Origin of the sequence: Nocardioides secundeburneus (assembly GCF_039939255.1) — a bacterium.
In the GTDB taxonomy this organism is placed as follows: Bacteria; Actinomycetota; Actinomycetes; order Propionibacteriales; family Nocardioidaceae; genus Nocardioides.
Genome location: NZ_JBDUUE010000001.1, coordinates 1 through 21,263, shown reverse-complemented (window position 1 = coordinate 21,263; position 21,263 = coordinate 1). Strand labels below are relative to the sequence as shown.

The 21,263-nt window shown below is 72.2% G+C and carries 18 protein-coding genes and 1 pseudogene; 14 read left to right on the top strand and 5 right to left on the bottom strand.

The genetic code is table 11. The features are described 5' to 3' along the window. Nucleotides 1-56: 56 nt before the first annotated feature. Nucleotides 57-1,484, bottom strand: a complete 1,428-nt coding sequence (locus ABFT23_RS00090; RefSeq protein WP_347891661.1) for an MFS transporter — start codon at nt 1,482-1,484, stop codon at nt 57-59. Nucleotides 1,485-1,577: 93 nt separating this feature from the next. Between ABFT23_RS00090 and ABFT23_RS00085 the strand changes: the two genes are divergently transcribed. Continuing rightward, nucleotides 1,578-2,273, top strand: a complete 696-nt coding sequence (locus tag ABFT23_RS00085) for a TetR/AcrR family transcriptional regulator C-terminal domain-containing protein (protein ID WP_347891660.1) — start codon at nt 1,578-1,580, stop codon at nt 2,271-2,273. A gap of 54 nt (nt 2,274-2,327) precedes the next feature. Here ABFT23_RS00085 and ABFT23_RS00080 read toward each other — a convergent pair whose 3' ends face one another. Next, nucleotides 2,328-3,932, bottom strand: coding sequence for an acyl-CoA synthetase (locus tag ABFT23_RS00080; RefSeq protein WP_347891658.1), 1,605 nt, complete (start codon nt 3,930-3,932; stop codon nt 2,328-2,330). 3 nt (nt 3,933-3,935) lie between these two features. Continuing rightward, entirely contained in the window at nt 3,936-5,117 is a 1,182-nt protein-coding gene (locus ABFT23_RS00075; protein WP_347891656.1) for a thiolase domain-containing protein, read from the bottom strand. Between the two features lie 100 nt (nt 5,118-5,217). Here ABFT23_RS00075 and ABFT23_RS00070 point away from each other — a divergent pair, with 100 nt between their 5' ends. The 4 genes from ABFT23_RS00070 to ABFT23_RS00055 all read left to right on the top strand — a co-directional run bounded on the left by ABFT23_RS00070 (nt 5,218) and on the right by ABFT23_RS00055 (nt 9,465). Beyond that, nucleotides 5,218-6,423: a PucR family transcriptional regulator gene (locus tag ABFT23_RS00070; RefSeq protein ID WP_347891655.1), complete on the top strand. Its 1,206-nt coding sequence runs from the start codon at nt 5,218-5,220 to the stop codon at nt 6,421-6,423. Between the two features lie 94 nt (nt 6,424-6,517). After that, on the top strand, nt 6,518-7,441 hold the full coding sequence (locus tag ABFT23_RS00065; protein WP_347891653.1) for an NAD(P)-dependent oxidoreductase: 924 nt from the start codon (nt 6,518-6,520) through the stop codon (nt 7,439-7,441). A gap of 118 nt (nt 7,442-7,559) precedes the next feature. Next, complete coding sequence (locus tag ABFT23_RS00060; RefSeq protein ID WP_347891652.1) at nt 7,560-8,942, top strand: MFS transporter; 1,383 nt, start codon at nt 7,560-7,562, stop codon at nt 8,940-8,942. After that, a complete protein-coding gene (locus ABFT23_RS00055; RefSeq protein ID WP_347891651.1) occupies nt 8,932-9,465 on the top strand; it encodes a gamma carbonic anhydrase family protein in 534 nt (177 codons plus the stop codon). Before ABFT23_RS00060 ends, ABFT23_RS00055 begins: the two co-directional genes overlap by 11 nt. Here the strand turns inward: ABFT23_RS00055 and ABFT23_RS00050 are convergent. Continuing rightward, a complete protein-coding gene (locus ABFT23_RS00050) occupies nt 9,457-10,782 on the bottom strand; it encodes an aminotransferase-like domain-containing protein (RefSeq protein ID WP_347891650.1) in 1,326 nt (441 codons plus the stop codon). The two genes, ABFT23_RS00055 and ABFT23_RS00050, sit on opposite strands and share 9 nt — an antisense overlap. 93 nt (nt 10,783-10,875) lie before the next feature. Between ABFT23_RS00050 and ABFT23_RS00045 the strand changes: the two genes are divergently transcribed. The 9 genes from ABFT23_RS00045 to ABFT23_RS00005 all read left to right on the top strand — a co-directional run bounded on the left by ABFT23_RS00045 (nt 10,876) and on the right by ABFT23_RS00005 (nt 20,954). Next, complete coding sequence (locus ABFT23_RS00045; RefSeq protein ID WP_347891649.1) at nt 10,876-11,724, top strand: nitrilase-related carbon-nitrogen hydrolase; 849 nt, start codon at nt 10,876-10,878, stop codon at nt 11,722-11,724. A gap of 11 nt (nt 11,725-11,735) precedes the next feature. Continuing rightward, nucleotides 11,736-13,181, top strand: a complete 1,446-nt coding sequence (gene hydA, locus ABFT23_RS00040; protein WP_347891648.1) for a dihydropyrimidinase — start codon at nt 11,736-11,738, stop codon at nt 13,179-13,181. Nucleotides 13,182-13,194: 13 nt separating this feature from the next. After that, nucleotides 13,195-14,211 carry a TIGR03842 family LLM class F420-dependent oxidoreductase gene (locus ABFT23_RS00035; RefSeq protein ID WP_347891647.1) on the top strand — a complete coding sequence of 339 codons (1,017 nt, stop codon included), beginning with the start codon at nt 13,195-13,197 and terminating at the stop codon, nt 14,209-14,211. Nucleotides 14,212-14,218: 7 nt separating this feature from the next. After that, nucleotides 14,219-15,103, top strand: a complete 885-nt coding sequence (locus ABFT23_RS00030) for an ABC transporter permease (RefSeq protein ID WP_347891646.1) — start codon at nt 14,219-14,221, stop codon at nt 15,101-15,103. After that, a complete protein-coding gene (locus ABFT23_RS00025; protein ID WP_347891645.1) occupies nt 15,100-15,978 on the top strand; it encodes an ABC transporter ATP-binding protein in 879 nt (292 codons plus the stop codon). The genes ABFT23_RS00030 and ABFT23_RS00025 overlap by 4 nt, the downstream gene beginning before the upstream one ends. Beyond that, the gene (locus ABFT23_RS00020) at nt 15,975-16,790 is read left to right on the top strand and encodes an ABC transporter permease (protein ID WP_347891644.1); all 816 of its coding nucleotides are present in this window, start codon (nt 15,975-15,977) and stop codon (nt 16,788-16,790) included. The genes ABFT23_RS00025 and ABFT23_RS00020 overlap by 4 nt, the downstream gene beginning before the upstream one ends. Before the next feature lie 48 nt (nt 16,791-16,838). Next, nucleotides 16,839-17,999 (top strand): ABC transporter substrate-binding protein, encoded by a 1,161-nt coding sequence (locus ABFT23_RS00015; protein WP_347891642.1) that lies wholly within the window; start codon nt 16,839-16,841, stop codon nt 17,997-17,999. Between the two features lie 118 nt (nt 18,000-18,117). Continuing rightward, nucleotides 18,118-19,440: an aspartate aminotransferase family protein gene (locus tag ABFT23_RS00010; protein ID WP_347891641.1), complete on the top strand. Its 1,323-nt coding sequence runs from the start codon at nt 18,118-18,120 to the stop codon at nt 19,438-19,440. Further along, the gene (locus tag ABFT23_RS00005; protein ID WP_347891640.1) at nt 19,440-20,954 is read left to right on the top strand and encodes a CoA-acylating methylmalonate-semialdehyde dehydrogenase; all 1,515 of its coding nucleotides are present in this window, start codon (nt 19,440-19,442) and stop codon (nt 20,952-20,954) included. Before ABFT23_RS00010 ends, ABFT23_RS00005 begins: the two co-directional genes overlap by 1 nt. A 194-nt stretch (nt 20,955-21,148) precedes the next feature. Here the strand turns inward: ABFT23_RS00005 and ABFT23_RS22565 are convergent. Continuing rightward, a pseudogene (locus tag ABFT23_RS22565) lies at nt 21,149-21,263 on the bottom strand (IS30 family transposase); the annotation flags it as partial.

Genomic DNA, 21,263 nt, shown 5'->3' with positions numbered 1-21,263 from the left:
CCCCGGACCTGTTGGTCCGGGGCCGGTATGCGTGGTGGGCGGGGCAGACGTGACCGTCAGGCCGCGACGGCCAGCTCGGCGACGTCCTCGGCGGTCGGCCGCAGCTGGCGCGACATCGCGGCCAGCACCAGGACGGCGGCGCCGAGCGCCGCGGTCAGCAGCAGGCCGCGCTGGTAGCCCTCGACGAGGGCGTCGATCGGTGCGGCACCGTCGGCGAGCGACGAGGTGGTCGCCGCGGTGGCCAGGCTGGAGATGACGGCGAGGCCGAGCGCGCCGCCCACCTGGTAGCCGGTGTTGATGATGCCCGAGGCGGCTCCGGCGTCGGCGTGGCCGACGTCGGACAGCGCGCTGATCTGCGCCGGCACGCCGACGCCCATGATGCCGGCGCCGTAGAGCACGAAGCCGGGGAGCAGCTCGGTGGCGTAGGAGCCGTCGGCCGAGGCCTGGGTGAGCAGCAGCAGTCCGCCGACCGCGAGCAGGGCGGAGACCACCTGGATGGGCCGGGTGCCGAGCAACGGCAGGAGCTGGCTGGCGAGCATCGCGCCGGCGATCGCGGCGACGCCCATCGGCAGGAACTGCAGCCCGGTCTCGAGTGCCGAGAGGCCCTTGCCCTGCTGCAGGAAGATCGCGCTCAGGAAGAACATCGCCAGGAACGCGCCGCCGTTGAGGGCGAGCACGAGCGTCGACCGGCTGAGCGAACGCGACCGGAACAGGCGTAGGGGCACGAGGGGCGCGGCCGAGCGCGACTCCACGACGACGAACGCGACGAGCAGCACGGCACCGGCGACGAGCGAGCCGATCACCTCGCCGGACCCCCAGCCGAGCGGCTCGGAGCGGATGACGCCGTAGATGATCGCCAGCACCGCGCCGGTGCCCAGTGCGGAGCCGCCGACGTCGAACGAGCGTGGCCCGGTGGTCTGCACCCGGCTGTCGGCGACCGTCGACGGCGTCAGCGCGAGCAGGGCGACGCCGATCGGCACGTTGACGAAGAAGACCCACTCCCAGCCGGCCGCGTCGACCAGCACGCCGCCCGCGACGACACCGAGCGTGCCACCGAGGCCGGCGAGCCCACCCCAGATGCCGAGGGCGATGTTGCGCTCGCGCCCGGCCGCGTAGGTGACGGTGAGGATCGACAGCGCCGCCGCCGACATGAGCGCACCACCGAAGCCCTGCACGCCGCGCGCGGCGATGAGGAACCACTGCGACGTCGCGAGGCCGCCGGCGAGCGAGGCGGCCGTGAACAGCACCAGGCCGCTGCCGAACACGGCGCGGCGTCCGAGCAGGTCGCCGAGGCGGCCGCCGAGCAGCAGGAACCCGCCGAACGCGAGCGTGTAGGCGCTGATCACCCACTGCAGGTCGTCGGGGCCGAAGCCCAGGTCGACCTGCATCTCGGGCAGCGCGACGTTCACGATCGTCACGTCGAGCACCACCATGAACTGGGCCAGGGCCAGCACGACCAGCGTGGCCCACGGACTTCTCCGCATCGTCCTTCTCCTTCTCGAGCATTCCTGTACGCCGAACCTGTACGGCGTACATTGACGTCGTCAAGGTCGCATGTACGGCGTATAGTTGTCAACGTGCCGACCAGGACCGCCGCCAAGACCGCCACCAGGACGCCCGCGAAGGAGCGGCTCAGCCGCGCCGCCGTCGCCCGGGCCGCGCTCGCCCTCGCCGACGCCGAAGGCATCGAGGCGCTCACCATCCGGCGCCTGGCCACCGGTCTCGGCGTCACGCCGATGGCGCTGTACTGGCACTTCAAGGACAAGGACGCGCTGCTCGACGGCCTCGCCGAGCACCTGTTCGCCGAAGTGACGCTCCCGGCCGACGACCCCGACGGCGACTGGGCCGAGCAGCTGCGCCAGGTGTTCGACGCGCTGCTGGCGGCACTCGCCCGGCACCCGGCCGTCGCGCTCGTCGTCAAGAGCCGCATCCTGGGCAACGACCCCGGCCGCGACGTCTCCGAGCGCATCCTGGGCCTCCTGCGCCGCGGCGGGTTCTCGGTCGATCGGGCTGCGCAGGTCGGCGTCTACGCCCTGATCACCATGGCCTGCATCGTCGCCGACGAGCCCGGCCTCGAGGTCGGGGTCAGCGACGACGAGCGCGACGCCGCCGTCCGAGGGCGATGGGCCGCGCTCCAGGCGCTGTCGCCCAAGCGCTACCCGAACATCGTCGACTCCGCCGAGTCGCTCACCGACTGCGCGGCCTCCGACCAGTGGCTCGAGCTCGGTCTCGACACGCTGATGGCCGGCATCCGCGCACAGGCCCCCCGCTGACGCACGAACCGCCCGGTGCGGGTGCACCGGGCGGTTCGGGGGAGTCGCGGTCGATCAGGCCGGCACGGGCGCCGGCTCGACCGGCGGCCAGCCGGTCTCCTCGAGCCGCGTGCGCAGGTGCCGCTTGACGATCTTGCCGTAGCCCGACTTGGGCAGTTCGTCCCAGATCGCGAAGTGCCGCGGCACCTTGTAGCGCGCGAGCTTGCCGTCGAGGAAGCCGCGCAGCTCGTCGGCGTCGAGGTCCGAGCCGGACGACGGCACGCAGACGGCGACGCCGACCTCGCCCCAGGTGGGGTCGGGCATGCCGAGCACGGCGACCTCGGCGACGTCGGGGTGCAGGAGCAGCTTCTCCTCGATGTCGCGCGGGTAGACGTTCGAGCCGCCGGAGATGAACATGTCGGAGGCGCGGCCGGTGACGTAGAGGAAGCCCTCGGCGTCGAGCATGCCGAGGTCGCCGGTGCGGAACCAGCCGTCGCGGAACGCAGCCGCGTTGGCCTCGGGGTTGTCGAGGTAGCCGTGGCAGACGGCCGGTCCGGCGACGCAGATCTCGCCCTGCTCGCCCCTGCCGAGCTCGGTGCCGTCGTCGGACTGGATGCTCACCTGCATGCCGGTGCGCGGGTAGCCGCAGGTGCCGAACTCGACGCCGTCGGGCCTCGGTCGGCCGTGCAGGCGCGGGGGCAGCACGGTGATGTTGCCGGTGACCTCGCCGAGGCCGTAGTACTGCACGAGCACCTCGCCGAGCACCGAGCGCGCGTGCTCCTGGTCGGCGGCGTACATCGGCGCTCCGGCGTAGATGACGTGCTGCAGCGACGACAGGTCGTGGTCGGCGGCCGAGGGGTGCTCGGCGAGCATCTTGAGGATCGTCGGCACCGTGAACGCGTTGCTCACCCGCTCCTTCTCGACCAGCGACCAGACCTCGGCCGGGTCGAGCCCGGGTGAGGTCGGCAGCACGGTGCGCGCCCCGGCGGCCACGTTGGGCAGCAGGTGGATGCCGGCGCCGTGCGAGAGCGGCGCGACGGCGATCGAGGCGTCCTCCTCGGTGAGCCCGGGCATCAGGTCGGCCGCGTGGTTGAGCGTCACGAACCCCATCTGCTCGTGCGTGAGGATCGCGGCCTTCGGCGTGCCGCTGGTGCCGGAGGTGAAGAAGTACCAGGCGTGCTGGCCCACGACGACGTCCTGGTCGCCGAGCAGCTCGCCGTCGTCGGGCAGGGCGACGACGGCGTCGTCCCCGTGCTCCTCGCGCGTGCCGTCGACCCACATGACGCCGCAGTCGAGGCCGGCGGCCTCGGTGATCGCCGGCACGTGGTCGGCCAGCCGCGGGTGCACGAGCAGCAGGCGCGGCTTGCAGACGCCGGCGATGACGGCGACGTCGCCCGACGTCAGGCGGAAGTTGGTGGGCGCGAGCGCCGCGCCCACGCGCCACGCGGCGAACATCGCCTGCACGAACTCGGGGTGGTTGGGGCTGTGCAGCATCACGCAGTCGCCCGCGCCGATGCCGCGACGACGCAGCTCGGCGGCGAGCAGCGAGACGCGGTGGTCGAGCTCGCGCCAGCTCCAGCGGACCTCGCCCCACACGACGGCGTCGTGGTCGGGCAGGCGGCGGGCGGTCTGGGTGAGGAAGTGCGCAAGGTTCATCGCGCGGGTGGACGGCGTCCCCATGGCTCAGGCCACCTCCAGCACGGTCGCGTAGTTGGCGACGGCGGCGCCGCCCATGTTGAACACCGCGGCCCGCGAGGCGCGGTCGAGCTGCATGTCGCCCGCCTCGCCGGTCAGCTGCAGCGCGGCCATCACGGCCTGCGAGACGCCGGTGGCGCCGATCGGGTGACCCTTCGACTTCAGTCCACCGGACACGTTGACCGGCAGACGTCCGTCGCGCTGGGTGACGCCCTCGGCGACGACGAGACCGCCCTTGCCGGGCTCGGCGAGGCCGAACGCCTCGTACTGGATGAGCTCGGCCAGGGTGAAGCAGTCGTGGGTCTCGATCAGGTCGAGCCCGTCGAGCGTCGTGCCGGCGTCGGCCAGTGCGCCGGCGAAGGCGCGGCGGGCGCCGTCGAAGCCGATCGGGTCCTGGCGGCCGGCGACCTCGAACACGTCGTTGGCCTGCGCCCGGCCGGCGACGCGCACGCGCCGGCGGGCCGCGCGGGCGACGTCCTCGGTGGTGACGACGACGGCGGCGGCGCCGTCGGAGACGAGGGAGCAGTCGGTGCGCAGCAGGCGCCCGGCCGTGAGCGGGTTCTTCTCCGACGGGACCGAGCAGAACTCGACGCCGAGGTCGCGGCGCATCTGCGCCCACGGGTTCGCGACGCCGTTGCGGTGGTTCTTGGCCGCGATGAGCGACAGCGCCTCGCGCGGGTCGCCGTAGCGGTCGGCGTAGAGGTCGGCGAGCCGGCCGAAGATCGCCGCGAAGCTGCCCGCGTCCTCCTCGGTCGGTCGGTACGACGCCCCGAGCAGCGCGTCGTTGACGACGTCGTTGCCGACGCCGGTCATCTTCTCGGCGCCGACGACGAGCGCCGTGCGGGCGCGGCCCGACTGCACGTGGTCCATCGCCGCGTAGAGCGCGGCGCTGCCGGTCGCGCAGGCGTTCTCGTGGCGCGAGGCGGGCGTGAGCGCGAGCGCGGGCTGACCGGCACCGACCAGGGCGGCCTCGAACGACTGGCGTGACAGGCCGGCGTTGAACACGCCCACGAAGACGGCGTCGACGTCGCCCGCCTCCAGGCCGGCGTCGGCGATCGCGGCGGTCGACACCTCGGCCATGAGGTGCTCGACGGTGGTCTCGGGCGCGGCCTTGCCGAAGGCGGTGTGCGCCCAGCCGGTCAGGAAGGGGCTCGTCGTGTCACTGGTCACCTCGCCAGTCTGTGACCGGCGTCTCGCGCGTTCGACCGCGTCATGGTGGGAACTGGCTCCCGGTCTTCCTCGCTTTGTAGGAAAGCGGGATGATGGGCTCATGGCCGAGCGTCAGGTGCAGCACCTCGTCGACACCCTGGCCGAGCGGCTGGGGCGCTCGGTGGTGCTCGACGACCCCGAGGTCAACCTGCTTGCCGCGAGCCGCCACTTCGGCGACGCCGACGACCAGCGCGTCCGGGCGGTGCTGCAGCGCGACGTCGGCGGCTCGGCGATCGGGCACATCCTCGCCCAGGGCGTGGCGCGCTGGACCCGGCCGGGCGTCATCCCGGCCCGGCCCGACCTCGGCATGGTGCAGCGGCTGTGCCACCCGATCCGCTGGCAGGGCCAGCTGCTCGGCCTCCTGCTGATCATCGACGCCGACGGCTCGGTCTCCGAGGAGGAGACCGAGGAGGTGGTGCGGGCCGGGCACGAGATCGGGGCGCTCCTCCTCGGCGAGCAGCTCGGCCAGGACGACCGCCGTCGGGAGCAGGAGAGCGCCGTCGCCGACCTGCTCGGCGTCGACCCGGGCCGCCGCGAGGCCGGGGTCCGCGCCCTCGACCGGCTCGGCACGTTGCGCCACGCCGCCTCCGTCACCGTGACCGGGCTCGAGCTCGACGACCGCGACGGCGCGCTCGAGGCCACCGAGTCCACGCTCGCGCTGCGCATCGCCACCGCCAGCGTCGCCCGGTCGCGCGCGGGCTTCGCGGCCGGTGCGGTGCTCGGCTCACGCGGCGTGCTGCTGCAGACCTGGGACCGCGCCCCCACGCCCGAGCGGCTGCGCGACCAGGCCACCGAGCTGCGCGACGCGGTCGGTCGCGTGCTCGGCGAGCAGGTGCGCACGGTCGCCGGGGTGGGCCGCGTGCGACCGGGCCTCGACGAGGCCCACCGCGCCTACGACGAGGCGCTCGTCGCCCTCCGGGCCGCCCGACGGGCCCCCGGTCTCGACGGGCTGGCCCTGGCCGACGAGCTCGGCCCGCTCGACGTCCTGCTGCGGGTGCCGGAGTCCGAGCTCACGCTCGCGCTCGTGCCCGACGAGCTGCGGCGACTGCAGGCACGCGACCCGCAGGGCCGCCTCGTCGAGACGCTGCGCGCCTACCTCGATCACGCGGGCTCGAGCCCCGCCACCGCCGAGGCCCTGCACCTGCACCGCACGTCGCTCTACTACCGCCTCGAGCGCATCGAGGAGATCGCCGGCGTCGACCTCGCCGACGGTCGCACCCGGCTGCTGCTCCACCTCGGCCTGCACGTGCTCGACCTCGTGTCCTGACCGGGGCGTTCCTACAAAGCGAGGAATCCGGGCACGGAGATCCCGACGCTCGGCGGTCGTGACCCGAGTCACACGCGTCGGAGACTCACGTCTCGTGACGTCCACCACCTCGACCACCGACCCGGCACCCGCCCCGACCCGCGGCGGCTCCCCGCTCGCCGTCGGCGTGATCGGGGTCGGCGCGATGGGCGGGCCGATGGCGGCCCGGATGCGCGACGCGGGTCTCGCCGTGCGCGCCGTCGACGTCTCGGCCGACCGGGTCGCGGCGATGGCCGACCTCGGCATCCCGGCCGGCACCGACCTCGACCTGCTCGCCGGGGTCGACGTCGTCGTCGCGATGGTCGCCACCGGCGACCAGCTGCTCGCGCTGCTCGACGCCGACGTCGTCCGCGACGGCGGGCTCGACGGCGCCGTGCTCGTCGCGGCGAGCACCGTCGGCCCGGACGTGCTGCGCACCGCGTCGACCCGAGCCGCGACCCACGGCATCGCCGTCGTCGACTGCCCCGTCACCGGCGGGGTCGCCGGTGCCGTCGCCGGCACCCTCACCCTCCTCGTGAGCGGCGCCCCGGACGACGTCGAGCGGGCCCGGCCGGCCCTCGAGCCCGTGGGCGTCGTCCACGTGGTCGGCGAGGCGCCCGGCGACGGTCAGGCGTTCAAGGTCCTCAACCAGATGCTCGTCAGCGTGCACCTGGCCGCGGCCGGCGAGGCGATCGCGTTCGCCGAGCGGCTGGGCCTCGACCTCGACGTCGTCAACCGCATCCTGCCCACCGGCGCCGCGGCGTCGTGGATGCTGGCCGACCGCGGCCCGCGCATGGCGCTGCCGGCCGACCAGCGCCCGACCGAGACGCGGCTCTCGATCTTCGTCAAGGACAGCGGTCTCGTCGCCGACGCCGTCGCCGCCACCGGTGCCCACGCGCCCATCCTCACCGCCGCCCGCGCCGCCTGGGTGCGGGCCCACGAGCTCGGGCTCGACGACGGCGACGACTCGGGCATCGCCGACGTCTTCCGCGCGGGCTAGCCCGCGCCGGCTCCACCTGCACCACCCGCACCACCGCACCACCGCATGACCTGCACCACCGAGCACCGACCACCCGTGGTCGGCCGCACCGCCGTGCCCGACCATAGAGAGGCCCATGATGTCCACGACCCGTCCCGACCTGCCGGCCGACGCCGACGCGCTGCGTCCCGTCGTCCGCCGCAAGGTGCTGCTGCGGCTGATGCCGTTCCTGCTGCTCTGCTACTTCGTCAACTACCTCGACCGCAGCAACATCGGCATCGCCGGCCCCAACGGCATGAACGACGCGCTCGGCCTGACCGCGACGATGTTCGGCTTCGCCTCGGGCGTGTTCTTCATCGGCTACGTGCTGCTCGAGGTGCCCAGCAACCTGGCGCTGCACAAGTTCGGCGCCCGCAAGTGGATCGCCCGCATCCTCGTCAGCTGGGGCATCGTCGCCTCGCTCACCGCGTTCGTGCAGAACGCCACGATGCTCTACGTGCTGCGGTTCCTGCTCGGCATCGCCGAGGCCGGGTTCACCCCGGGCATCCTGCTCTACCTGACCTACTGGTTCGCCCAGCGCGACCGTGCGCAGGCCTTCGCGTTCTTCCTCGTCGGCATCCCGCTCTCGTCGACCATCGGCTCGCCGCTCGCGTCGTGGCTCGTGCAGACCGGTCACGGCGTCTTCGGCCTCGAAGGCTGGCGCTTCATGATCCTGGTGACCGGCGTGCCCGCCGTCCTGCTCGGTGTCGCGTGCTTCATGCTGCTGCCCGACCGCCCGAGCGACGCCCGCTGGCTCACCGACGACGAGCGCGCCGTGCTCGAGGCCGACCTCGCCGAGGACGGCCCGGCCGAGTCGCACCACGGCGTCAAGGGCGCCCTGCGGACGCCGAAGGTCTGGCTGCTCGGCCTCGGCTACTTCGGCCTCGTCTACGGCCTCTACGCGATCAGCTTCTTCCTGCCGACGATCATCGACGGCTTCCAGCAGCGCTTCGACGTCGACTACTCGATCTTCCAGGTCGGCCTGCTCACCGCGATCCCCTACGGCTGCGCGGTCGTGTTCACCCTCTTCTGGGCCTGGCACTCGCGCCAGAAGGACGAGGTGCCGCTGCACGTCGCCGGTTCGGCGATCCTCGGCGTCACCGGCATCCTGGTCGCGATCCTCGCCGACTCGCCCTACCTGATCCTCCTCGGCGTCGCGATCGCCGCCATGGGCCTGTGCTCCGGCATCCCGCTGTCGTTCGGGATGTCGACCAAGTTCCTCGCCGGCACCGCGGCCGCCGCCGGCCTCGCGCTCGTCAACAGCATCGGCAACCTCGGCGGCTTCGCCGGCCCGTACATCTACGGCTGGGTCAAGGACCTCACCGGCTCCGACGACCTCGGTCTCTACCTGATCGCCGGCCTCTGCGCGATGTCGGCCCTCATCGCGTGGTCGGTCTCGAAGTGGCGCTCGCTCGACGGCGTCGAGACGTCGTCCGCCGCCGCGCCGGCCCCCGCCCCCAAGACGGGCGCGCATGTCCGCTGACCGGACCGCCGACCGGATCCGTCCGCTCGGAGACCGCCACCCACGCGTCGACCCCGGCGCGTGGGTGGCGCCCGACGTCTGGGTACTCGGCGACGTGACGGTCGGCCCCGACTCCGGGCTCTGGTACGGCGTCGTCGCGCGGGCCGACACCGAGCGCATCGAGATCGGTGCCCGTACCAACCTCCAGGACGGCGTCGTCCTGCACGCCGACCCCGGCTTCCCGCTCGTCGTCGGATCGGGCGTCTCGGTCGGTCACCGGGCCGTGCTGCACGGCGCCACGATCGAGGACGACGTCCTGGTCGGCATGGGCGCGATCGTCATGAACGGCGCCCGCATCGGCACCGGCTCGATCGTCGGCGCCGGCGCGGTCGTCTCGGAGGGCCTCGACGTGCCGCCGCGCTCGCTCGTGCTCGGGCTGCCCGCCCGCGTGCGCCGCGAGACCACCGACGACGAGCTCACCGGCATCCACCTCAACGCGACGCGCTACGTCGAGCGGATCGCCGAGCACCGCGAGTCACGCTGATCGAGCCGCCTCGGCCAGCGCCCGCGCGACGTCGTCGGCGTCGTCGGGCTGCACGAGCCCTGACGTGACGCGCACGAACGAGCCGGGGGAGCCCGTGGCGAGGAACGGGCGTCCGCCGGCGACGCGGATGCCGGCCGCGGCGAGGTGCAGGACGGCGGCCGCCTCGTCGCGCACGGGGAGCCAGAGGTTGATGCCGTCGGGTGCGTCGACCTCGACGCCGTGGTCGGCCAGCCGCTCGACCAGGACACGCTGTCTCGCGAAGTACTGACGCCGGGCCTCGGCGATCTCGTCCATCGAGCGCGAGGTCGTGAGCAGGTCGAGCAGGATGTGCTGGATCATCCGCGAGGTCCAGGCCGGACCGAGCATGCGGCGGGCGACGACGCCGTCGACGAGGTCGGTGGGCCCGCCGACGGCGGCGATGCGCAGGTCGGGTCCGTGCGACTTCGAGAACGAGCGCACGTGCACCACCCGGTCGGGCAGCCAGCGGGCGAGCGTGACGTCGGGCGCCGTGCTGATCGCCCCCGAGGCGTCGTCCTCGACCACCCAGGGGGTCGTGGTCGCCCCGCGCAGCACCCGGGCCAGCGACGCCGCCCGGGTCGGCGTCGTCGAGACGCCGGTGGGGTTGTGTGCGCGCGGCTGCAGCAGGACGGCGGCCGGTCGCGTCGCGAGGGCGCGTCGCAGCGACTCGGGCCGGACGCCGACGCCATCGAGCTCGACCGGCACGACCTCGGCGCCGAGTGCCTCGACGAGGTCGAAGAACGGCGGGAAGCCGGGGTTCTCGAGCACGACGCGGTCGCCGTAGGAGACCACCTGCTCGAGCACGCGGGCGACGCCGTCGGTGGCGCCGTCGACGACGGTGATCGACTCGACCGCCGAGGGCCAGGTGTCGGTGAGGATCGCGCGCAGCTCGGGGACGACGGGCTCGGCCTGGTAGCCCGGGGTCGTGGCGCGCTCGGAGACCCGGCGCAGCGCCGGGCCGAGGTCGGGCAGCAGCGCCGGGTCGGGCGTGCCGCGCGACAGGTCGAGCCGGGCCGTGTGGTCGGCCGGGCCGCGGAGCCCGGCCACGCGCGGGCTGAGCCGCGGGGCCGGCGCGGGCCGCACGAAGGTGCCGGCGCGACCGCGGGCCTCGACGAGCCCGGCCCGCCGCAGCGCCGACCAGGCCGCGCTGACCGTCGCCGGCGAGACGCCGAGGTCGGCGGCGACCTCGCGCACCGTGGGCAGCCGGTCGCCCGCGGCCAGCTCGCCCGTGCGGACGGCGTGCCCCACCGCCGCGGCGATGCCACGGGGGGTCTTGTCGTCCAGGGTGACCAGATTCACACGAAATCCTTGACACGCGCGTCATCTCAGCGAAATGTTCACCTCTCACGATAACGATTCAGGCGCTCGGCGACACCCCTTCAGGAGGACCCGTTGACCATCGTCAAGGCGGCGATCAGCCAGACCACGTGGACCGGCGACAAGGAGTCGATGCTCGACAAGCACGAGCAGTTCTCCCGCGACGCGGCCGCCCAGGGCGCGCAGGTGATCAGCTACCAGGAGCTCTTCTACGGGCCCTACTTCGGCATCACCCAGGACCAGAAGTACTACCGCTACGCCGAGCCCGTCGACGGCCCGATCGTGCAGCGCTTCGCCGCCCTCGCCAAGGAGCTCGGCATGGTGCACGTGCTGCCGATCTACGAGGAGGAGCAGACCGGCGTCTACTACAACACCGCGGTCGTGGTCGACGCCGACGGCACCGTGCTCGGCAGGTACCGCAAGCACCACGTCCCGCACCTCGACAAGTTCTGGGAGAAGTTCTACTTCCGTCCGGGCAACGGCGGCTACCCGGTCTTCGACACCGCGGTCGGCAAGGTCGGCACCTACATCTGCTACGACCGCCACTTCCCCGAGGGCTGGCGCGAGCTCGGCCTCAACGGCGCCCACATCGTCTTCAACCCCAACGCCACCAAGCCCGGCCTCTCCAACCGGCTGTGGGAGGTCGAGGGTCCCTGCGCCGCCGTCGCCAACGGCTACTTCGTGCTGCAGCCCAACCGGGTCGGCCGCGAGGACAACGAGTACGGCGACGAGGCGGTCGACTTCTACGGCACCAGCCAGGTGATCGACCCGCGCGGCAACTTCGTCGGCGAGCGCGGCTCGAGCGACAGCGAGGAGCTCATGGTGCGCGACCTCGACCTGTCGATGGTGCAGCAGATGCGCGACGACTGGCAGTTCTACCGCGACCGCCGGCCCGACTCCTACGACCAGATCGCCCGGGCCTGAGGACGCCGTCGATGAGCACCCTGCTGATCAAGGGCGGCACCGTCGTCAGCTCGACCGGTCGCAGCGAGGCCGACGTGCTGGTCGACGGCGAGACGATCGTCGCCGTCCTGGCACCCGGCTCGACGCTGCTCGGCCACGACCTCGCGTCGTCGGTCGACAAGGTCGTCGACGCCACGGGCAAGTACGTCATCCCGGGCGGCATCGACGCCCACACCCACTTCGAGCTGCCGTTCGGCGGCACCGAGGCCAGCGACACCTTCGAGTCCGGCACCACCGCCGCGGCCTGGGGCGGCACGACGTCGGTCATCGACTTCGCCGTGCAGACCACCGGGCAGCGCATCGAGACCGGCCTCGCGACCTGGCACGAGAAGGCCGCCGGCAACGCCGTCATCGACTACGGCTTCCACCAGATCATCGGCGGGGTCGACGAGTTCTCGCTCAAGGCGATGGAGACGCTGCTCGACGAGGGCATCTCGTCGTACAAGCTGTTCATGGCCTACCCCGGCGTGTTCATGTCCGACGACGCCCAGATCCTCAAGGCCATGCAGAAGGCCCGCGACCTCGGCCTGATGACGATGATGCACGCCGAGAACGGCCCCGCGATCGACGTCCTCGCCCAGCAGCTCTACGACGCCGGCAAGACCACGCCCTACTTCCACGGGGTCGCCCGCGCCTGGCAGATGGAGGAGGAGGCCACGCACCGCGCGATCATGCTGGCCGACCTCACCGGCTCGCCGCTCTACGTCGTGCACGTCAGCGCCAAGCAGGCCGTCGCCCAGCTCGCCGCCGCGCGCGACCGGGGCCAGAACGTGTTCGGCGAGACCTGCCCGCAGTACCTCTACCTCTCCCTCGAGGAGCAGCTCGGGGCCACGGGTGACCCCACCTGGGGTGACTTCGAGGGCGCCAAGTGGGTCTGCTCCACGCCGCTGCGCAGCCGCGCCGAGGGTCACCAGGACGCCATGTGGAACGGCCTGCGCACCAATGACCTCCAGATGGTCTCCACCGACCACTGCCCGTTCTGCATGAAGGACCAGAAGGAGCTCGGCAAGGGCGACTTCCGCGCGATCCCCAACGGCATCGGCTCGATCGAGCACCGCATGGACCTGCTCTACCAGGGCGTGGTCACCGGTGAGATCACCCTCGAACGCTGGGTCGAGATCACCTCGACCACCCCGGCACGGATGTTCGGGCTCCACGGCCGCAAGGGCGTCATCGCCCCCGGGGCCGACGCCGACGTCGTCGTCTACGACCCGAACGGTCACACCTCCATCGGCATCGGCGAGGGCCGCACGCACCACATGAACATGGACCACTCGGCCTGGGAGGGCTACGAGATCGACGGTCACGTCGACGTCGTCGTCTCCCGCGGCTCGGTGGTGATCGAGGACGACGCCTTCCACGGCCGGGCCGGCCACGGGCAGTACCTCAAGCGCGGCCTCTCGCAGTACCTGACCTGACAAGGAGCTTGCCATGGACTTCGGCGTCGTGCTGCAGACCAACCCACCCGCCTGGCGCACGGTCGGGCTCGCCAAGCAGGCCGAGGAGCACGGGTTCGACTACGTGTGGACCTTCGACTCCCACCTGCTCTGGCAGGAGCCCTACGTCATCTACTCGGCGATCCTGGCGGCCACGAACCGGGTCGTCGTCGGCCCGATGGTCACCAACCCGGCCACCCGCGACTGGACCGTGACCGCGTCGGTCTACGCCACGCTCAACGAGATGTACGGCAACCGCACCGTGTGCGGCATCGGCCGCGGCGACTCCGCCGTCCGGGTGCTCAACGGCAAGCCGTCGACGCTCAAGGACGTCCGCGAGGCCACGCACGTCATCCGCGAGCTGGCCAACCGGCGTCCGGTCGAGGTCAACGGCACCACGCTGCAGTTCCCGTGGGCGCGCACCAGCGAGCTCGAGGTCTGGATCGCCGCCTACGGCCCGCTGGCCCTCAAGACCACCGGCGAGCACGGCGACGGCTACATCCTCCAGCTCGCTGACGTCGACATCGCGGCCTGGATGATCGAGCAGGTCCGCACGGCGGCGTCCGACGCCGGTCGCGACCCCGACGCCATCACGTTCTGCGTGGCGGCCCCGGCCTACGTCGGCACCGATCGCGCCCACATGCTCGAGCAGACCCGCTGGTTCGGCGGCATGGTGGGCAACCACATCGCCGACATCGTCGCCAAGTACGGCGAGGACGCCGGCCTGCCGCAGGTGCTCACCGACTACATCAAGGGCCGCACCGACTACGACTACAACACCCACGGCAAGGCCGACAACGACCACGTCGACTTCGTGCCCGACGAGATCGTCGAGCGGTTCTGCATCCTCGGCACCCCCGACGAGCACGTCGCCAAGCTCGAGCAGCTCAAGGCCATCGGCGTCGACCAGTTCGCGGTCTACCTCCAGCACGACCACAAGGAGGAGACGCTGCGCCAGTACGGCGAGTCGATCATCCCGCGCCTGCGCGACCACGTGACGGCCACGAGCTGAGTCGTCCGTGCTCGCTGCCCTCCAACGCGCCCGCTCGGTGCTGCTCGGCCTGCTCGGCCTGGCGGTGCTGGCCGCGGTGTGGGACCTCTACAAGGCCTTCGGCCCCGACGACGGCGTCCGCGTCGGCGACCGGCTGCTGGTGCTGCCCCGTGCCAGCGACCTCGCGATGCCGCACACGTGGGAGGTCGTGCAACGGCTCGGCGAACCCGTCACGTCGCTGCCCGGCGCCGGGAGCACGCTCGGTGCCGTCGTCGACGCCAGCCTGTTCACGCTCGCGATCGCCACGCGGGGCTTCGTCATCGGCGTCGTCGTCGGCCTCGTGCTGGCGCTGCTGATGAGCCGGGTGCGCATCGTCGAGTCGGCGCTGCTGCCGTGGATCGTGCTCAGCCAGACGGTGCCGCTCATCGCCCTGGCCCCGCTGGTCAAGCGCTGGGGCAGCGAGTTCGACCGCCTCGGCTACATCTGGACCAACGAGCAGTCGGTCGCCGTGATCGCGGCCTACCTGGCGTTCTTCCCGGTCGCCGTCGGGGCCCTGCGCGGGCTGAAGTCCGCCGAGGCCACCCACCTCGACCTCATGCGCGCCTACGGGCTCGGGTGGTGGCGCACGCTGTTCACGCTGCGCCTGCCGTCGAGCGTGCCGTTCCTGCTGCCGGCGCTGCGGCTCGGCGCCGCGAGCGCCGTCATCGGCACCGTCGTCGCCGAGGTCTCCATCGGCCTGCGCGGCGGCATCGGCCGGATGATCATCGAGTACGCCCAGTCGGCCAGCTCCGACCCCGCCAAGCCCTGGGCGCCCATCCTCGGCGCCGTCGCCGTGGGTCTCGTCGCCGCCGGCGTCGTCGGCCTCATCGGCCTGCTGCTGCGCCCCTACCGAACCGCGGAGGCCACCCGGTGACCGACCTGTCCAAGACCCCCGAGAAGACCGCCCAGAAGACCGCGGAGCAGGCCACCGATCAGGCCGGGCCGGCGCCGTTCGGCACCCCGGCCGCGATCACCGTGACCGGGGTCGACCGGGTCTTCGGCAAGCGCAAGCGCGAGGTGGTCGCGCTGTCGGCGGTCGACCTCACCGTCGCGGCCGGCGAATTCGTCTCCCTGATCGGTCCCAGCGGGTGCGGCAAGAGCACCCTGCTGCGGCTCGTCGCCGACCTCGACCAGCCCAGCGGCGGCACGATCGCGGTGTTCGACAAGTCGGCCGAGCAGGCGCGGCTCGACCAGGACTACGGCATCGCCTTCCAGCAGGCCGGCCTGCTGCCGTGGCGCACCGTCGCGGCCAACGTCGAGCTGCCGTTGAAGCTGCACGGCGCCGGCTCCGCCGAGCGCAAGGCGCGAGTGGCCGAGCTGCTCGACCTCGTCGGGCTCACCGACTTCGCCAAGAGCCGGCCCGACCAGCTCTCCGGCGGCATGCAGCAGCGCGTCGCGATCGCCCGCGCCCTGGCCGAGCAGCCCCGCCTGCTCCTCATGGACGAGCCGTTCGGCGCGCTCGACGAGATCACCCGCGAGCGGCTGCAGGCCGAGCTGGTGCGCATCTGCCGCGAGACCGGCGCCGCCGTCCTGTTCGTCACGCACTCGATCCCCGAGGCGGTCTTCCTCTCCGACCGGGTGGTCGTGATGACGCCGAGGCCGGGCCGCATCACCGACGTCGTGACGGTGCCCGAGACGCTACGGGCGCGCACCGACGCCACCCGCGACCACGCCGACTTCCTGCACACCGTGGCCGCGGTGCGCGCCGCGCTGCACGGCGGTCACGAGCCTGCCGAGGACCTCGCATGAGCGTCGTCGCCGAGGCCACGGCGAAGGACACCCGGGCGCGGCTGCCGATCAGCCGGCTCCGGGTCTCGACCGTGCTCGCACCGGTGCTGCTCGGTGTCGCCGTCGTCGCCCTGTGGCAGGTGCTCGTCGACCACTACGACGTCTCCCCGCTGATCATCCCGGCGCCCGACGCCGTGTGGGCCCAGGTCACCGACAACCGCGGCTCGATCGTCGACGGCGCCACGGTCACGGGCCGCAACGCACTGCTCGGGTTGGTCGGCGGCGCCGTCGTCGCGATCGTCGGAGCGCTGGTCTCGCACGCCGTCCGCTTCATCGACCAGATGGCCGTGCCGGTGGTGGCCGCGGCGTCCGTCGTGCCGATCGTGGCGCTGGCGCCCGTGCTCTACACGATGTTCGGCGCCGGCAACGAGACCGGCCGGGTGCTGGTGGCGGCGCTGTCGGTGAGCGTGCCGGTCTACCTCAACACCCTGCGCGGCCTCGCCCAGGTCAAGGCCGTGCACCGCGACCTGATGACGGCCTACGCCGCCACCCCCACCCAGGTCGCGCGCACCGTCACGTTGCCCACGGCGCTGCCCTACGTGTTCACCGGGCTGCGCATCGCCTCGTCGCTGGCCGTGATCTCGGCCCTCGTCGCGGAGTACTTCGGCGGCCCAGTCGGCGGGCTGGGCAAGTCGATCACGACCTCGGCCTCGAGCAGCAACTACCCGCTCGCCTACGCCTACGTGCTCGGCGCCATCGCGCTCGGCATCGTCTTCTACGTCGTCACCCTGCTGCTCGAGCTGTGGGTTACCCGGCACCACCCCTCGACGTAGCCCACCGGCTCGGAACCACCGCACCACACCACCACCCGAGGAGAACCCATGAGAGCAACTACGAGAAAGCTGGGCGCCGGCGTCGTCGCCCTCGTGCTCGGGCTGACCGCGATGTCCGGCTGCGCCCAGAAGGACGACGACGACGGAGGCGGCGGCTCCGGCGGCGACGCCAGTGGCGACCTGACCCCGGTCAAGCTGCAGCTGCAGTGGGTGCCGCAGGCCCAGTTCGCCGGCTACTACGCCGCCGTCGACCAGGGGTACTACGAAGACGAAGGACTCGACGTCGAGATCGTCGCGGGCGGCGTCGACATCGTGCCGCAGGAGGTGCTGGCCGCCGGCGACGTCGACTACGCGATCTCCTGGGTGCCCAAGGTGCTCGGCTCGATCGAGCAGGGCGCGGCCATCACCAACGTCGCCCAGATCTTCGAGCGCAGCGGCACGCTCGGCGTGTCGTTCAAGGACGCCGGCATCGCCTCACCGGCCGACTTCAAGGGCAAGAACGTCGGCAGCTGGGGCTTCGGCAACGAGTGGGAGCTCTTCGCCGGCATGCAGGAGGAGGGCGTCACGCTCGACGACATCAACCTCGTGCAGCAGTCGTTCGACATGAACGCGCTGCTCCAGGGCGACGTCGACGTCGCCCAGGCGATGACCTACAACGAGTACGCCCAGCTGCTCGAGACCGAGAACCCCGAGACGGGCGAGCTCTACCAGCCCGACGAGCTCAACGTCATCGACTACAACGACGTCGGCACCGCGATGCTGCAGGACGCGATCTGGGCGCAGACCGAGCAGCTCGAGGACGACGCCTACGCCGACCAGACGGTGAAGTTCATCAAGGCCTCGATCAAGGGCTGGGCCTACGTGCGCGACAACCCCGAGGACGCCGCCACCATCGTCACCGAGGCCGGCTCCGAGCTCGGTCAGAGCCACCAGCTGTGGATGGCCAACGAGACCAACAAGCTGATCTGGCCGTCGACGTCCGGCGGCGTCGGCATGATCGACGAGGAGGCCTGGGACCAGACCGTCGCGATCGCCGAAGGCACCGAGAACGAGACCGGCGCGACCATCATCAGCCAGCCGCCGCCCGAGACCGCCTACACCAACGAGTACGTCGAGCAGGCGCTCACCGAGCTGCGCGACGAGGGTGTCGACGTCGAGGGCGCGGACTTCGAGCCCATCGAGGTCACGCTCAACCCCGGCGGGAGCTGATCCCCCGGCGGGGTCCCGACCAGCCCGACGGGCTCGTCGGGACCCCGTCACCCCGCACGACCACACCCCGCACCACGACCACCGCCACGACCACCGACGATGAGGAGAGAGACGGACGATGACGACCGATCTCGACGCGGAGACCAAGCGTCTCGACAAGGCCCACGTGTTCCACTCGTGGTCGGCGCAGGCAGCGCTCGACCCCCTCGTCGTGGCCGGCGGCCAGGGCTGCCGGGTGTGGGACCACGCCGGCACCTCCTACCTCGACTTCTCCAGCCAGCTGGTCAACGTCAACATCGGCCACCAGCACCCCGCGGTCGTCGCGGCGATCCAGGAGCAGGCCGCGCGGCTGGCGACCATCGCGCCGTCCACCGCCAACCTGCACCGCGGCGAGGCCGCCCGCCGCATCACCGACCGCGCCCCCGACGGCATGGACAAGGTGTTCTTCACCAACGGCGGGGCCGACGCCAACGAGAACGCGATCCGCATGGCGCGGCTGCACACGGGGCGCGACAAGGTCCTCTCGACCTACCGCAGCTACCACGGCAACACCGGCGCCGCCGTCGTGGCCACGGGCGACTGGCGCCGCGTGCCCAACGAGTACGCCCGCGGCCACGTGCACTTCTTCGGCCCGTTCGCCTACCGCTCCGAGTTCTGGTCGACCTCGCCCGAGCAGGAGAGCGAGCGCGCCCTGCAGCACCTGCGCCGCGTCATCGAGCTCGAGGGCCCGGCGTCGATCGCCGCGGTGCTGCTCGAGACCATCCCCGGCACCGCCGGCGTGCTGGTCCCGCCGCCGGGCTACCTCGCCGGCGTCCGTGAGCTGTGCGACACCCACGGCATCGTGCTCGTCCTCGACGAGGTCATGGCCGGCTTCGGCCGCGCGGGGGAGTGGTTCGCCCTCGACGCCTTCGACGTCGGGCGCGGTCCCGACCTCATCACGTTCGCCAAGGGCGTCAACTCCGGCTACGTGCCGATCGGCGGCGTCGTCATCAGCGACCAGATCGCCGCCGACTTCGACGAGGCCGTCTTCCCCGGCGGGCTCACCTACTCCGGTCACCCGCTCGCCGCCGCCTCGATCGTGGCCGCGCTCGACGCGATGGAGTCCGAGGGCATCGTCGCCAACGCCAGGCGCGTCGGCGCCGACGTGATCGGACCGGGGCTGCGCGCGCTGGCCGATTCGCACCCCGTCGTCGGCGACGTGCGCGGACTCGGCGTCTTCTGGGCCCTCGACCTGGTCAGCGACCACGACGCCCGCACCCCGGTCGCCCCGGCCCTCATCGGCCTGGCCAAGAAGGAGCTCGTCGCGCGCGGGCTCGTGCCCCTGGCCGCCGACAACCGCATCCACGTCGTCCCCCCGTGCGTCGTCACCGACGACGAGGTCGCCGAGGCACTCGCGATCTACGACGACGTGCTCACCCTGCTCGACAAGGAGATCGCCTGATGACGCTGGACGCCCAGACCCCCACCCTCGACCACTGGATCGCCGGCTCGCCCGCCGCGGGCGACTCCTCGCGCACCAGCCCGGTCTACGACCCGGCCCTCGGCGAGGTCACCAAGCACGTGCGGCTCGGGTCGGCGTCCGACGTCGACACCGCGGTCGCCGCGGCCCGCGCGGCCTACGCCGAGTGGGGCCGCTCGTCGATCGCCAAGCGCCAGACGGTGATGTTCGCCTTCCGTGAGCTGCTCAACGCCCGCAAGGGCGAGCTCGCGGCCATCCTCACCTCCGAGCACGGCAAGGTGCTCTCCGACGCCGCCGGCGAGGTCGCCCGCGGTCTCGAGGTCGTCGAGTTCGCCTGCGCCATGCCCCAGCTGACCAAGGGCTCGCACTCGCTCAACGTCTCCACCGACGTCGACGTCTACTCGGTCAAGGAGCCGCTGGGCGTCGTCGGCATCATCAGCCCGTTCAACTTCCCGGCGATGGTGCCGATGTGGTTCTTCCCCATCGCGATCGCGACCGGCAACACCGTCGTCCTCAAGCCGTCGGAGAAGGATCCGTCGGTCGCCAACTGGCTGGCGGCCCTGCTCGCCGAGGCCGGCCTGCCCGACGGCGTCTTCAACGTCGTGCACGGCGACAAGGAGGCCGTCGACGCGCTGCTCGAGCACCCCGACGTCGCCTCGATCTCGTTCGTGGGCTCGACGCCGATCGCCCGCTACGTCTACGAGAAGGGCACCGCCGCCGGCAAGCGCGTGCAGGCCCTGGGCGGGGCGAAGAACCACATGCTCGTGCTGCCCGACGCCGACCTCGACCTCGTTGCCGACGCCGCCGTCAACGCCGGCTTCGGTTCCGCCGGCGAGCGCTGCATGGCCATCTCGGTCGTGCTCGCCGTCGACCCGGTCGGCGACGCGCTCGTCGAGAAGGTGCGCGACCGCATGGGCAAGCTGGTCACCGGCGACGGCCGCGGCGACGCCGACATGGGCCCGCTCATCACCCGTGAGCACCGCGACAAGGTGGCCGGCTACCTCGACGTCGCGGCCGACGACGGCGCCACGGTCGTCGTCGACGGGCGCGGCGTGACGCCCTCCGGAGGAGCGCCCGACGGCTTCTGGCTCGGCCCCTCGCTCGTCGACCACGTCGGCACCACCTCCACCGTCTACACCGACGAGATCTTCGGGCCGGTGCTCTCGATCGTCCGCGTCGCCTCCTACGCCGAGGGTCTCGAGCTGATCAACGGCGGCCAGTACGGCAACGGCACCGCGATCTTCACCAACGACGGCGGCGCCGCCCGGCGCTTCCAGGCCGACGTCGAGGTGGGCATGGTCGGCATCAACGTGCCGATCCCGGTGCCCGTCGCCTACCACTCCTTCGGCGGCTGGAAGTCGTCACTCTTCGGCGACGCCAAGGCCTACGGACCGTCGGGGGTCGACTTCTTCACCCGCGAGAAGGCGGTCACCGCGCGCTGGCTCGACCCGGCGACCCATGGTGGTGTCGACCTGGGGTTCCCGCAGAACTCCTGACCGTCTCGTCGTTTCAGGTGTGTGGCTGGGTTGGCCGCGCGCGGTAGCACGCGTGCGGTGGCGCCCCCGCAAGCTCCGGCGCGCCGCCCGCCCAAGCGCGGCCAAGGGAAGGATTCGGGTGGGTTCGTGGTCGAGATCGACTCGAACATGCGTTCGAATCCGTGGTACCATGGCCTATGGCCACCTCGGCGGGCTCAAACGGCTGCTGCAACGAGCCTCTGGTTGAGGACCCTGGCCGGAGTCTGCCAGTCGAGGGTCTTGCGTGGCCTGGTGTTCAGTCTGAGGGCGATGTCGTCGCAGTCGGTCTGG